Raw genomic sequence first — 13,518 nt, forward strand, 5'->3', positions numbered from 1 at the left:
AGGCCCTATCCTGCTCACCCGCGCGGGTCACTCGCCCGGATCGGCCTGAAGGTCCGCCGCCGGCAGCCGATCCGCCCCCCAACTGCGATAGATGCGGTCCGTCACCCGCTGCAACTCGTCCGGCTTAACATCCGCCAATACCCCATGTTCGAGCGGATCGAAGTGGAAGATATACAGGCGCGAGGCGAAGGCTTCGAACGGCAGGGACGATTCGCCATTCAGCTCATCGTGGCCGGACGTACTCACCACGATGTCGTCGCCCCAGTTTTGGCCGCTGTCGTTGTTGGGATTGAAGAAGTAAACCCGCATCACTTCCTGCGGGTCCAGCGCAACGCGGAGAATAGTGATGGCGTGCCATCCGATGAAGCGCGCGGCGCTGTCGGTCACCGCAATACCTGCGGGCTGCGGATGGATCACCGGTTGGTTGCCGTTATACAGGGGATGGTAGCTGGCGTAGAAGTGACGCAGGAAGTTTTCCAGGTCGTGCAGACGACCGGTTTCCACATCCACATTGATACTGAAACCGCGACCACACCACCAGCCGTGGAACTCCGGGTTGATCCAACGGTGCGGATCCCCTTCCCGACTGTGACACAAGCGTCCCATCTCGCCGTAAATCCGATCCAGATGGGGCACCAGGATCAGCGAGACCGCATCCAGATCGAGGTGCAGTTCCTTGGCAACGCCGCCCTGGCTTTCCAGCGAGGATACGGCCTTGCCTTCGAAATGCATGATGATCTCATCATCCCGCGCCGCCCAGACCACCAGTTGCAGCAGATAGTCCGGATCACTATAGGCCCACATGGACATGGCCCGTGCAGATTGGCAGGTCGGATTGTTGCCCTGCCCAACACCCAGTGGGTGGCCCAGCATGCAGACCACACCCTCCAGCAGCAACGAACGGGACGAGACCGCTGATCCGAATACCAGTTGCAGACGCTCGCGGGTGTTGCGGGACAAGGGTAGCGACACCTGGCGCCATAGGGCGGGAGCCACCGCCGGCTGGTAAAGCAAGCCGCGCTCGAGCATCAGCGTCAGTCCATAGACGGACTGCGCGGTTTCCGGCTGCACCATGGCATCGATAAGGGCGTGGACCAGATCCCGATAGCACAGATAGCAGTCCCGCCCCGTGCTTGAAAGGCCCAGGGCCTCGATGAGCAAGGAGTTTTCATTTTCCCTCAGGAAACGGATCAGCTCCGTGTGATAGGCGGATACCAATCCCGTGTCGTGCATGGCCCGCGCACAGCCCAGGCTCTCGTTCTGCAGGCTACGGGTATCCATGGTCGACAGACGCTGCCGGTAGATGTCCAGACCGGGATCCTCCTGACAGGCCTGGGTCGGCCCGAACAGGCTGCTGATCAGCCGGGACGCGCCCTGACCGCTACCACCGAGGTCGATCTCAGGATCGCTGGTGCAGATGGCGATCTGAGTGATCATCCGCTTCACCGACGCCGTCTGGATGGGGCGCTGGTTGAGGATACGCCAGATCTCAGCAATCAACTGATCGATGACATGCTCGTAGCCGATGCGATCAGCCACGTGCCTGACCAGCGCCTGGGTGAGCTGCGACAACCGGCCCTGCTGCTCGCGCTCGGCCTCACCCCCCATACCGAACAGCAGCCCCAGATTCATGGCCAGGACCTGGGTCAGGTAATGGTGGGCCTGCTCGGCGGAAATCAGTGAATGGGGATAATCGCCCATCGCGACTGCGAGTAACCTCAACTCGCTAAGCGCCTCCAGCACCACCGTGTCGGCCAGACTGCTCTTGAGGGAATAGGTGGTCAATGAAGGGATCAGGATCTGCGGGTGAGCCCAGTCCGAGCCTTCGAACACACCGGCCTCCTCCAACCGGCGAGCGCGTGCCTCGATGGCTGCACAGCCGCCAGGTTGAAGCATGATGCGCCGGGCAAGGTCGAATACCAGCGAAACCTTACCTGGCTTGGCAAAGCCCTTGGCCTGTTCCAACTGCCCTGTGGCATCATCCAGCTTGGTAAGCAACCCCTCCAGCTTTCCCGGAGCTGCTCCCACGATCTCTGTATTATCCACCCGGAATCCTCGCTATCGTCGATAGCTGCCAGACTACACGTAAAAGTCGAGCTCTTCCTGATGTTTTAGCAGATCCCGCAAGCGATGCGGGTCGTCACCCTTGAAGTACAGCAGCCCCCAGTGTGTGCCGAAAGCCGTCCGCTTGGTGACGGTATCCTGCAATGGTGGCGCCAGGTCGTTCGACTCGTAGTACTCGTGGTCTTCCGTCTCTTCCGGAATCTCCAACCGACTGACAACACGCCGACGCGGATAGACCCCAAAGCAGCCTGCGTAACACTTGGCGTCGACCACTTCCTTGGGGAAGAAGCTGGTGATCTCCTCTTCCGTTGTCTTGGGATCAAAAGCCAGGACCATCGCCTGATAAGCATTGAACCCGTAGACCCGCTCCAGAAGTTCGAAGACCTTAAAGCCTGGCGGTCTGTATGCCACTTCACCAAAGTACATTTCGCCATCGGCGGTGACAAAGTATTCCGGATGCACGAAACCGAAATCGATATCGAAGGTCTTGATCAGTTTCTCGATCTGCTGCGTGATCTGGGGCCGGTATTTCTCCAACTCAGGCGACGCCGGCACGAAGACCGAATACCCCAGGGTCACGTACTCCGAGATATTCAGGAAACGGATCTTGCCGTCGTGTATCCACGCCTCCACCGCGAATTCCCAGCCGTCCAGGTGGGACTCCATGAGCACCGGAAACTCTTCGTCCGGGATCGTATCCACCTCATCCGGCGTACGGATCACTCGATGACCGAGACAACCCGCCTTGTCGAAGGCCTTGAGGTGGATAGGATCGTTCGGGTCACCGTCCAATTTCAGAAGCGTCTGGTTAACCCGCTTGAGGAAGCGGATAACATCTTCCTTGTCGTGAGCCTCCTCGAATATCCCCACGCGGATGCCCCCTAATTGCGCCCGGCGCTTCATCAATGCTTTATCGCGCAACAACATGGCCTGGCCGAACAGACGCGGCTTATCCATGAGAACGGCATTGATGGCGCCTGCCCACTCGACGGTTTCCTCGAACAACGGAATCGCCACATCGACGCCCTTGTCCTTCAAGGTCTGGGCGATCTCCATGGAGCGGTCGTTAAGCCGTTCGAAGTTCCAGGGCAGATAGGGAATGTCATGTTCTTCACAATAACTCTCGGCCCAGTCAGGCGCGACGACGACATAGCGGCGGTCGAACTTGTCGAGCGCTTCAACTGCATTGAGACTCCAACCGAGAAGAGCAATATAACCCTTGTTTGGGTCGTAAGAGGTATTGGTATCAGATGACATCGAACGTCCTCCTTTTGGACATCGGTGTCTTTTACCCTACACGAATCAAAAATGGATAAGAAACAAACAGGTTAATGGTTCGCCGGGCTGGCAAGTGAGGAACAGGAGGAAAAGCCCGTAATCCCATTGAGTTACAGAAAATTACGGGCCGAAAATTACAATTACAAATTTATCAGATCTCGATCCGGGCCTCCTGGCCCGATTCGAAATACACAGCACGGCTGAGGTCCACCATCAGCTGCGCAGGCTGGCCTGGCTCGACGGTGTGATCCGGATCGAGGCGGCAATGCACATCAGTATCGTTGATCCTAGTGAGCGCAATCACATCGGGGCCCGTGGGCTCGGTAACCTCGATACGGAACGTGCCGGAGGCAATGGCCGTTTGACCCTCCTTGTGGGCCAGCGGCTGGGTAATGTGCTCCGGGCGAATACCCAAGTGAATCTCACGACCATGATACTCCGCGAGCTTCTTTGGCAGCGGCACGAAGGTCTCGTCGCCGTCGGCGCTGCGTAACCGCGCCCGCGGAGCCTCCGGCTCCCCTTCCACCTTGAGCGGAATAAAGCTCATCGCCGGCGAGCCGATGAAACTCGCTACATAGCGCGTAGCCGGCCGCTCGTAGATTTCCTTGGGCGTGCCAAGCTGCAGCAGTTCACCGTCCTTGATCACTGCAATCCGGTCCGCCAGAGTCATGGCCTCGATCTGGTCGTGGGTCACGTACACGATGGTGGTGCCCAGGCGCTGGTGCAGCCGTTTGATCTCCGTCCGCATCTCCACCCGCAGCTTGGCGTCCAGGTTGGACAGCGGCTCGTCAAACAGATAGATCTTGGGGCGGCGCGCCAGGGCCCGTCCCATGGCCACACGCTGCTGCTGACCGCCGGAGAGCTGCGAGGGCTTGCGGTCCAGCAGATTCTCGATCTGTAGCAGCGTCGCCACCCGCTGGACTTCGGTGTCGATCTCATCCTTGGGCATGCGACGGATCTTCAGGCCGAAGGCGATATTCTCGCGCACGGTCATCGTCGGATAGAGCGCGTAGGACTGGAACACCATGGCGATGTCCCGATCCTTGGGCTCGGCATGGGTCACGTCCTTGCCGTCGATGAAGATATTGCCTTCGGTAACATGTTCCAGGCCGGCAATGCTGTTCATCAACGTCGACTTACCACAGCCAGAGGGACCAACGAGGATGAGAAACTCGCCGGATTCGATATGGATATCAATGCCCTTGAGGGTCTCCTGCACGGATTTGCCGTAGGTTTTGCGGATACCCTTGAGTTGTAATTGTGCCATTGTAGGACCTCTAACCTTTGACAGCGCCGGACGTGAGTCCGCGGATGAAATACTTGCCCGCGATGATGTACACCACCAGTGTGGGCAGGGCCGCGATCATCGCTGCCGCCATATTGACGTTGTATTCCTTGACCCCGGTGCTGGTATTGACCAGGTTATTGAGCCCGACGGTAATCGGCTGGCTGTCACCGCTGGCATAGACCACACCGAACAGGAAGTCATTCCATATCTGGGTGAACTGCCAGATCAGGCAGACCATGAAGATCGGTGTCGACATGGGGAGCAGGATGCGCACGAAGATGGTCACGAATCCGGCGCCATCAAGCCGGGCTGCCTTGATCAGCGCGTCAGGAACGCCGACGTAGAAGTTGCGGAAGAACAGTGTGGTAAACGCCACGCCATACACCACATGAACCAGCACTAGCCCCGATGTGGTATTGGCGAGCCCCAGTTTGCCCAGCGTCATCGCCATCGGCAGCAGGATCACCTGGAACGGCAGGAAACAGCCGAACAGCAGCATGCTGAACAACAGGTCGGAACCCCGGAAACGCCATTTGGATATCACGTAACCGTTGATGGCTCCAAGCACCGTCGAGATGATCACGGCCGGCACCGCCATCTTGAACGAGTTCCAGAAGAAACCACTGACGCCCTCGCACTGGACGCCGGTACAGGCGCTGGACCAGGCCTTGATCCAGGCATCGACGGTCCACACTTCGGGCAAACTCATCAGGTTGCCGGTGCGGATGTCACCCAGCGTTTTGAAACTGGTGATAAGCATAATGAATACCGGCACCAGGTACGCGGCACAGGCAAGGAGAAGCGTGCCGTAGATCAGCACACGGCTGGTGCTGAATCGGGATTGAGCTGCATTAGCCATTGCGCGCGCCCCTCAGTTCCGAATACAGGTAAGGCACCAGGATCGCCAGGATGGCGCCGAGCATCAGGATCGAGCTGGCTGCACCCAGACCCATCTGACCGCGGGTGAATGTATGGGCATACATGAACAGTGCCGGCAGGTCGGAAGCGTAACCCGGACCGCCCGCAGTCATCGCCATGACCAGGTCGAAACTCTTGATGGCCAGGTGGGCAAGTACCATGATCGAGCTGAAGAACACCGGTCTTAGTGCCGGCAGGATAATACGCGCGTAGATACGCGGCATGCTGGCACCATCGACCCGGGCCGCGTTGATAATGGACGAATCGATCCCCCGCAGGCCGGCCAGGAACAACGCCATCACAAAGCCGGACGCCTGCCAGACCGCCGCGATCACGATGGTATATATCACCATGTCGGAATCGGTCAGCCAGTCAAACTGGAAGCTGGTCCAGCCCCAGTCGTGCATGAGTTTCTCCAGCCCCAGACTGGGATTCATGATCCATTGCCAGACGGCGCCGGTCACGATCATGGACAGGGCCATCGGGTACAGGTAGATCGTGCGGATCACGCCCTCGTTGCGGATGCGCTGATCCAGCAGGATTGCGAGAAAACAGCCAATCGCCAGGCAGGCTGCGATAAACAGACCGCCAAATATCGCCAGGTTGGCGCAGGCGGTAAGCCAGCGGTCATTGGAAAACAGCCGCTCGTAGTGTTCGAACCCAATATACTCATAGCTGGGCAGGAAGGTGGAGCCGGTCAGCGACAGCACGCCGGTCCAGATCATATATCCGTAGATGCACACGAGCATCAGCACGACCGTCGGCGCTAGCGCCAGTTTGGGTAGCCAATGCTGCAGGTGGTCGACAAGACGGACGCGGGGATGCCGGGATGTCGACTGGGACACCGCATCGAGCTGAGCCATCTTTAGAACTCCTCAACCGTTATCGGTCAGTGGAATGGGGCGGATGCCCCACCCTTTTGCGGGGGAATGCCCCCGATCCAAACGCTGCACGGACAGCGTCAACAGTGGGAAGGGATCGGGGGTCTGACTGGATTAAAGCGCCGACTGCACGGCAGACGCCAGACGCTCCGCTGTTTCCTTGGGATCGGCATTGGCGTTGTTGAAGAAGTTGGTGATGACGTCGAAGATCTGACCCTGGACGGCACTGGTAGTCGACATGCCATGGGCCATGCTCGGAACCAGCGCACCGGTTTCGGAGGTGGACTTGAACGCCTCCATGGACGCCTGGGCACAGCTGTCAAACCCGGACATATCCATATCGGTACGCACCGGGATCGAGCCTTTGGCCTTGTTGAAGATGGTCTGGAATTCGGGCTCCAGAATAGTCCGCGCCAGATCCTTCTGAGCCTTCACGTTGGCATCGTTGTTCAGCTTGAACATCGCCAGCGAGTCGATATTGAAGGTAAAGGCATCCTGGGTGCCCGGGGCCGGTACACAGACATAGTCCTTGCCGGCTTCGAGACCCGCGGCAGTAAATTCGCCCTTGGCCCAGTCACCCATGATCTGCATAGCGGCTTCGCCATTGATCACCATTTGGGTGGCGATGTTCCAGTCACGACCCACCGCGTTGGGATCGATATAGTCGCGCATGCGATGGAACTTGGTCAGCGCCTCGACCATTTTCTCGCCCGACAGCACATCCATATCGTGATTGACGAAAGCCGCCTCGAAGTCCTTTGGTCCTAGTACCGCCAGGGCAACGGCTTCAAACACGGTCGCGTCCTGCCAGGCCTGGCCACCATGCGCCAACGGGATGACGTCAGCCTCTTTCAGCTTATCGGCAACCGTGAAGAACTCGTCCAGCGTACGCGGGACGTCTGCGTCGACCTTCTCGAAGACTTCGGGGTTGGCCCACAGCCAGTTCACACGGTGTACGTTGATGGGCACCGCAACGTAGTTGTCCTCGTACTTCATGGTATCGGCGACGACTGGCGGCAGGGCTTCGTCCCAGTTGGCGTCACTGGCGACATCATCCAGATTGGTCAAGAAACCAAGCTTCGCCCATTCCTGGATATCGAGGCCCTTGATCTGGGCGGCGGCGGGAGGATTGCCGGATACGGCGCGGGTCTTAAGAACGGTCATGGCCGCCTCACCACCACCCCCGGCGACTGCGAAATCTTTCCAGGTGTGGCCCTGGTCTTCCATCATTTCCTTGAGGACGCCCATCGCCTTGGCTTCACCGCCGGAGGTCCACCAGTGGAGAACCTCGACCTCACCGGCATGGGCAGGAGTCAGTGCAACACTCAGGCCGACAGCGGCCAGGAAATTTCTGAACAATTTCATAATTGGCACCTTGTTGTTGTTTTGAAGGCAATACAACTATTGCGTCGAAAACGACGTCAGATGAGTCTATGGCAAGGGGGCATCGGGTGAAGTATCAAAGTGCAAGGCCAATGTAACAGGATGGATACATTAGCCTCAGCCCCGGCTAGCGCGGGTTTCGCGGGAGTATAAGCGACAACCTTAGGCCTCGCTCAGCCCGGTTGGAGGCTTCCACGTCACCGCCATGGGCATGGGCGATGGTCCGGGCGATACCCAGACCCAGTCCGTCACCCGGAGTACTCGGCGATGCCCGGTAGTAAGGCTCAAATATCCGGGTCAGTTCACGCGGCGCCAGACCCGGGCCTTCGTCCTCGAAATGTAACGCCAATGTCTCCGGCGAATCCTCGATACGGATAGTTACCCGCTCACCATATTTCAGCGCGTTGTCGAACAGGTTGCCGATGCAGCGACGCAGGGCCAGCGGCTTGCAACGATAGGGACGAAGGGCTTTGCCTACCAGCGTCACCTTGCCGGGCGTCTTCGCCGCTGGTTCCGTCACCTGGTCGATCAGTGCGTGAACGTCCACCGATTCCATATTCTCGTAGATGTCGTTGTCCTTAACCGACTGCAAGGCGCTCTTGACCAGCAAGTCCAGCTCTTGCAGGTCCTTCTCGAATTTGGTGCGCAGGAGTTCGTCATCCAGCAGTTCACTGCGCAGGCGCAGGCGGGTAATAGGGGTCTTCAGGTCGTGGGAAACAGAGGTAAACAGTTGCTCCCGATCCTTCAGGTAACGCTGTATCCGTTCCCGCAGCGTATTGAAGGCGCGTGTGACATCTACTACCTCGCTGCTGCCCTGTTCGGCCAAAGGTGGCCGCTCGTCGTCGAACGGCATTTCCCGCGCGGCACTCGCCAACCGGCGTAGTGGTCGGGTTTGCCAGCGAACCAGAAGCGCGATGAAGTTGAGCAGGAATATCGTTAGTAGCACGGTGGAGAGAATCTGCTGCTTGGGTAGGCCCGTGTCCTCGAGAGAGACATAAGGCGCAGGCAGCGGCGCCGCCAGATAGAGCCACTCGTCCGGTGCGATCTCGATCTGGGTCACCAGCACCGGCGGATTGATTGGGTCGAGGTTCAGGGCATAGTTTGCCCAGGAAGGCGGCAAATCGGAAAGCTTCATCTGACTATTCAGGATTCTTACGTTCTCGGGTGCCACGAACTCCACACGAATGGGGAAACTCCCACCTAGCCGTTCCCGCAGCACCCCCTGGACGGCATCGACCACCCTCATTTTTCGATCGGTATCCGGCAGCGCCTTGAGAGAAATTTCCTGCTGGTTCAGTGACACGAAAAAGCGTGTGCCGCCCATATTGCGCAACTGGTCCAGCACGATATGGCGGTACTCCAGCGGCAGCGATTTGAAGAAACGTACCGTGGCCGCCGCGGAATAGGCCAGGTTGCGGCTGCTATTGAGTAGGCCTTCATTTTCCTGGGCACGGAAAGTGGTGTACCAGAAAGCCGTGGATATGCCTTGTGCAATGACAACGGCAAGCAGCGTCAGCAACAGCATCCGCGTCAACAGGGACCGGGGCCGCAGACGGCCGAACATAGTCCTGAGCTTACTCATTCTCGTAGCTGACCGTCGCCGTCAGCATATACCCCGCACCACGCACCGTCCGGATCAGCCGCGGTTGACGGCCCTGGTCACCCAACCGCTGCCGCAGGCGACTCACGGCCACATCCACTACCCGATCGAGGGGATCCGCCTCCCTGCCCCGGGTCACGCCAGCAATCGTGTCGCGGTCCAGAATACTGTTGGCATGATCAATAAACAGCTTGAGCAGCGCGAAGTCGGCGCCTGACAACGCAATCCGGTTGCCGTCCTGACTGTTCAGCTCGTGGGTCTGGCAATCCAACCGCCACTGCCCGAATCGTATATAGCGCCGGAAACCTTGCTGACTGAGCTGGGAGCGCCTCAACAACGCCTTGATGCGGGCCTGCAATTCACGGGCACTGAAGGGCTTGGCAATGTAATCGTCAGCGCCCAGTTCAAGTCCGATCACCTTATCCGCTTCGTCGGAACTGGCGGTCAACATGATGATCGGTAGGGAAAAATGGTCACGCACCCAGCGACACAGCGTAAAGCCGTCGTCCCCCGGCAGCATGATGTCCAGGATCAGTACATCCGGCAGGCAGTCGTCCATTGCAGCGCGCATGGCATCGCCATCCGACGCCGTACGCACGTGATAACCGGCCTGGCCCAGGAACGTCTGGAGAAGCTCGCAGATGTCTTCGTCATCATCCACGACAAGTACGGAATGGGTTACTGCTGTCATTGCGGGAAGCCGATAGTGTCCACTTGTTGTTTTCGCGGCGCCGGAGACCGAGGCCCGCGCCAAGGACAACACTATGTCCCCTACTCGACTGGCTGTCCAGATGGATGGACCATTCGTGGCATTTGGCGCGCATGAATGGGGTGCAGGAGGGCGTGATTCAAATCCAAAGAGGTCCGAACAAATCACGAGGCGATGATGCGTCGTATCGCTGAGCTCAACGCACGCCATGGTACCTGACGGTTCCACGTAGGAGATCGTGAAGAACGTGAATCGCGTCGGAAGAAACTCTGGATGCAGGATGGACTAGGGTTACATCAAAAAAATTCTGCTAGTCCCCCAAAGCGTTCACTTTATGACGGCGTTTCAAAAAAGAAAGAATCGAACGAAACAGGAACTGACCAAGAAAATCCGGCTAACCGGAAAAGAAGGGAAAATTGGTCGGGACGGCAGGATTTGAACCTGTGACCACCTGCACCCCATAAGCTCAGGCGACTGTTTCATTTCGGTTCAACCAGCCTCATCTCGTTTTCGTTATAGTTAAGCAACTATATGTTTTAGAAGGATTTTAATAGCATTTTTATGTGCTTTGGAGAGTTGTCCTGTAGCAACTTGTTTCGCTTGTACCCATTCGGTACAGACCTAGCAAATTGTCCCCAGGCTGGCCCCATAAATTCCTTCTGACGAAACTATAACGGAGTAAAAAAATGGCTGTAAAAAATTGCGAGCTCCCTCGCAGCGCTGACTCAGCAGATAAAACCATTCAGAAGCTGAAGCCTAGCGACAGTGACCAGTACTTTAAGGATCCAATCGTCTCTGGCCTGGTCCTGAGAATTCCCCCGTCAGGTCGCAAGATTTGGCATCTTCGCTATCAAGCTGATGTGGGTAAATTGTCCAAAGTCGGCCGAAAATTCACTTTTGGGGATTTTGGCGAAGGCATGAAAACTCGGCAAGCGCGCGAAATCGCAGAAAGTTGGCGAGTGCGAATCCGGCAGGGAGACGATCCGCTCGAAGAGCGGCGTCGCATCCAGGAGCAGCGCAAAGAAGAACGAAAGAGAGCAGAGTTGGAGTTGCGTTCTCAAAAAACGTTGAACGATGTGGCTGCCGTATTCGCTCGGAAATTGGCTAATCCGGTAAGCGGCCACAAAGACCGTGGGGCCGCGGCTATGGCTGTGCTGAACAACCATCTGCTGAATCTCTACGGTGAGATGCCAATCAAACAATTCCGGCGAGAGCATCTTTTCGATGCCGTAGACGCGGTGTTGGCACGCGGCCATAACACCATGGCAAACGTCGTGCTGACAACAAGCAAAACGCTGTTCCGGTTCGCCGTGAACAGGGAATACCTTGAGTTCTCCCCGATTGATGTTGTCAGCAAGCGAGACGTTGGGGGCCCCGATCAAATCCGGGAGCGTGTTTTGTGCGCCACGCAGTTCAAAGAAGATGAACTGCACGAACTGTTCGTAATGCTCCCAGATTCTGGGCTGGCTCTGAGTAACCAGCTTGCTATTTGTTTGTTGCTTGGAACCGGTTGCCGGGTGGGTGAGCTTTTTAAAGCCTCTTGGTCCCATGTGGACCTTGAAGGACGAAGATGGGTTATCCCCAGTGAAAACTCAAAGAACAAAGACCCTATCGCCGTCCATCTTTCAGACTACACGCACCGCCTATTCAAACAATTGCATGAGCTTAGTGGTCATACCGACTGGCTATTTCCTGGACGAACGGAGGAACGCGGCCACATCGATCCAAAATCGTTCAGTAAACAAATCGGCGAACGTCAGGCTGGCCCTATGGCGAAGCCGCGTAAAGGTCGGACGAAGCACCACTCCAGCCTGATTTTGCCTGGTGGTCATTGGACCGTACACGATCTTCGTCGAACGGCCGCTACTCACATGCAGATGCTTGGCATTGCGCCGCATGTTATCGACGAATGCCAGAACCATCGCTCAGGCAGCACGGTTCGCCGTCGCTATCAGCATGGATTGTACTACCACGATATGGTGATTGCGTGGGACCTGCTCGGTCGATCTCTCTTATCCCTGAGTCAGCCATCAGCTGTAGCGAAGCTCATGGCGTCTCTGGAGCATATTCCGGAGCCGACAGAGTCTGAACGCTTGGCTATGGCTAGACAGTATTCAGGCTCCTTTGGCTACGCGCCAAGTCCGCGGGCCTAATTAATTCTCAGCAGTGTTCGGTAACTCTATATGGACCGACACTGCTGAGCTCCTCTCGAAATTCAAGGTGAAAATTGCATGTTTATGACGCAACGAATGGCTGAGCTGACTCTCGGGAAACCTTTCGGTACTGACCAGTTTTGGGAATGGGTGGAGTCGAGTGATGAGGGGCCTTGGCTATATGTCAGGGTTAAGTTCGGGCGGGGTGGAATCCGAGAGCCCGGAAGCCGCATCTTTATTCTCTCTGATTTCGATACCTTGGGAATTATAGTAGAAGAGTCGTGGGAAGCTTTCTGGATTGATCGCGTGACCTTCGTCGTTTCCGACAAAGAAGACCAGGGTTCGGGGTTGCAAACGCACCTAGTGACAGGATTAGAAGTCGCTGTCGACAGGGGGACGTTGTCCCGACTCCATATCTTCACTTTCGCCGATGGTACTCAGTATATCGAAGGGCATTACGACAATATTGATGCCATTGAAGATAAACGACTGATCTACTCCGCAGAGAGAGATACTCGAACTCTAAGCACCTCGTAAAGTTTGAGCTATGCGGTCCGACTGAGGGTGCGGCAATAGTTTTTTAGTCGGACCGCATTCGTCCTCACTGATTTGGGTTCTACCCCGTCTCCTACTATGCATCTACCTGCGCGCAAATGCTTTACCATTCGACTCGTAGCTCGAATTTATCCCACGCTATCCGTGGGTTAACTCCTGGTTTCACTCTTACAATTGTTCGTACAGGAATCTGATTTCCTCCAGATATGTAGGCTGCCTCGGCAGTGCCCGGCTTCCACCAAACACCCAGGCGATTAAGGCCAGCCTTCGCGACCTCATCAAACCCGCCCGCTGCAGATAGCATGGTGTTACCCGTGATAGCGTTCTTGCGCCCTTTAGCTAACAATCCCTCACCAATCGGGAGAAGGCGCCCCTTGCTTATAAGGTGGCCTAAAACGTTATCAATGTCGTCAGTCTTGCCGAGGTAAGCGAAATCGTCTGTTAGGAACACAACCGCGTTGCTCTGGTTGATAATCTCGCCAATATCCCGGAGTAGTTGTTGATTGATACCCGACATGTAGGCCTCGATTGGAACGTAGGATGCCAAACTCTACCAATAACTATTATCCGGCCGGTATTTAAAAATGACAACGAAAGCGCTGGCCAGCTCTAAGCCTACGCTGGCGAGTTGTGAGCTAGCGACAGTGTACCCGCAGTGTACCGTTAAAGAACCAAATGTTACTGATGAG

Annotated in this window: 11 protein-coding genes; 2 read left to right on the forward strand and 9 right to left on the reverse strand. The window is 56.8% G+C overall.

Annotated features, from left to right (window positions below; genetic code table 11):
* Window positions 1–27: 27 nt before the first annotated feature.
* From RE428_RS15125 to RE428_RS15160, 8 genes are all read right to left on the reverse strand, one after another.
* Window positions 28–2,046: a hypothetical protein gene (locus tag RE428_RS15125; protein WP_004582739.1), complete on the reverse strand. Its 2,019-nt coding sequence runs from the start codon at window positions 2,044–2,046 to the stop codon at window positions 28–30.
* Window positions 2,047–2,079: 33 nt separating this feature from the next.
* Window positions 2,080–3,321 carry an ATP-grasp domain-containing protein gene (locus RE428_RS15130; RefSeq protein ID WP_004582738.1) on the reverse strand — a complete coding sequence of 414 codons (1,242 nt, stop codon included), beginning with the start codon at window positions 3,319–3,321 and terminating at the stop codon, window positions 2,080–2,082.
* 172 nt (window positions 3,322–3,493) lie between these two features.
* On the reverse strand, window positions 3,494–4,609 hold the full coding sequence (locus RE428_RS15135) for an ABC transporter ATP-binding protein (protein ID WP_004582737.1): 1,116 nt from the start codon (window positions 4,607–4,609) through the stop codon (window positions 3,494–3,496).
* A 10-nt stretch (window positions 4,610–4,619) separates the two neighbouring features.
* Complete coding sequence (locus tag RE428_RS15140) at window positions 4,620–5,489, reverse strand: carbohydrate ABC transporter permease (protein ID WP_004582736.1); 870 nt, start codon at window positions 5,487–5,489, stop codon at window positions 4,620–4,622.
* The gene (locus tag RE428_RS15145; protein WP_004582735.1) at window positions 5,482–6,411 is read right to left on the reverse strand and encodes a carbohydrate ABC transporter permease; all 930 of its coding nucleotides are present in this window, start codon (window positions 6,409–6,411) and stop codon (window positions 5,482–5,484) included. The genes RE428_RS15140 and RE428_RS15145 overlap by 8 nt, the downstream gene beginning before the upstream one ends.
* 132 nt (window positions 6,412–6,543) lie before the next feature.
* Window positions 6,544–7,794 (reverse strand): ABC transporter substrate-binding protein, encoded by a 1,251-nt coding sequence (locus RE428_RS15150; RefSeq protein WP_004582734.1) that lies wholly within the window; start codon window positions 7,792–7,794, stop codon window positions 6,544–6,546.
* A 145-nt stretch (window positions 7,795–7,939) separates the two neighbouring features.
* On the reverse strand, window positions 7,940–9,394 hold the full coding sequence (locus RE428_RS15155) for an ATP-binding protein (protein ID WP_115840358.1): 1,455 nt from the start codon (window positions 9,392–9,394) through the stop codon (window positions 7,940–7,942).
* Entirely contained in the window at window positions 9,387–10,103 is a 717-nt protein-coding gene (locus RE428_RS15160; RefSeq protein ID WP_004582732.1) for a response regulator, read from the reverse strand. The genes RE428_RS15155 and RE428_RS15160 overlap by 8 nt, the downstream gene beginning before the upstream one ends.
* A gap of 704 nt (window positions 10,104–10,807) precedes the next feature.
* Between RE428_RS15160 and RE428_RS15165 the strand changes: the two genes are divergently transcribed.
* Together RE428_RS15165 and RE428_RS15170 are read left to right on the forward strand one after the other, a co-directional pair.
* The gene (locus RE428_RS15165; protein ID WP_004582731.1) at window positions 10,808–12,274 is read left to right on the forward strand and encodes a tyrosine-type recombinase/integrase; all 1,467 of its coding nucleotides are present in this window, start codon (window positions 10,808–10,810) and stop codon (window positions 12,272–12,274) included.
* Window positions 12,275–12,352: 78 nt separating this feature from the next.
* Window positions 12,353–12,811 (forward strand): hypothetical protein, encoded by a 459-nt coding sequence (locus RE428_RS15170; RefSeq protein WP_004582730.1) that lies wholly within the window; start codon window positions 12,353–12,355, stop codon window positions 12,809–12,811.
* Window positions 12,812–12,932: 121 nt separating this feature from the next.
* Here RE428_RS15170 and RE428_RS15175 read toward each other — a convergent pair whose 3' ends face one another.
* Window positions 12,933–13,346, reverse strand: coding sequence for a hypothetical protein (locus RE428_RS15175; protein ID WP_004582729.1), 414 nt, complete (start codon window positions 13,344–13,346; stop codon window positions 12,933–12,935).
* Window positions 13,347–13,518: the final 172 nt, after the last annotated feature.

This window comes from Marinobacter nanhaiticus D15-8W, assembly GCF_036511935.1.
Taxonomy (GTDB): Bacteria; Pseudomonadota; Gammaproteobacteria; order Pseudomonadales; family Oleiphilaceae; genus Marinobacter_A; species Marinobacter_A nanhaiticus.

Coding starts and splice junctions, on each gene's coding strand:
- RE428_RS15130 (WP_004582738.1), bottom strand. CDS start 3,321: ATGTCATCTGATACCAATACCTCTTACGACCCAAACAAGGGTTATATT.
- RE428_RS15135 (WP_004582737.1), bottom strand. CDS start 4,609: ATGGCACAATTACAACTCAAGGGTATCCGCAAAACCTACGGCAAATCC.
- RE428_RS15140 (WP_004582736.1), bottom strand. CDS start 5,489: ATGGCTAATGCAGCTCAATCCCGATTCAGCACCAGCCGTGTGCTGATC.
- RE428_RS15145 (WP_004582735.1), bottom strand. CDS start 6,411: ATGGCTCAGCTCGATGCGGTGTCCCAGTCGACATCCCGGCATCCCCGC.
- RE428_RS15150 (WP_004582734.1), bottom strand. CDS start 7,794: ATGAAATTGTTCAGAAATTTCCTGGCCGCTGTCGGCCTGAGTGTTGCA.
- RE428_RS15155 (WP_115840358.1), bottom strand. CDS start 9,394: ATGAGTAAGCTCAGGACTATGTTCGGCCGTCTGCGGCCCCGGTCCCTG.
- RE428_RS15160 (WP_004582732.1), bottom strand. CDS start 10,103: ATGACAGCAGTAACCCATTCCGTACTTGTCGTGGATGATGACGAAGAC.
- RE428_RS15165 (WP_004582731.1), top strand. CDS start 10,808: ATGGCTGTAAAAAATTGCGAGCTCCCTCGCAGCGCTGACTCAGCAGAT.
- RE428_RS15170 (WP_004582730.1), top strand. CDS start 12,353: ATGTTTATGACGCAACGAATGGCTGAGCTGACTCTCGGGAAACCTTTC.
- RE428_RS15175 (WP_004582729.1), bottom strand. CDS start 13,346: ATGTCGGGTATCAATCAACAACTACTCCGGGATATTGGCGAGATTATC.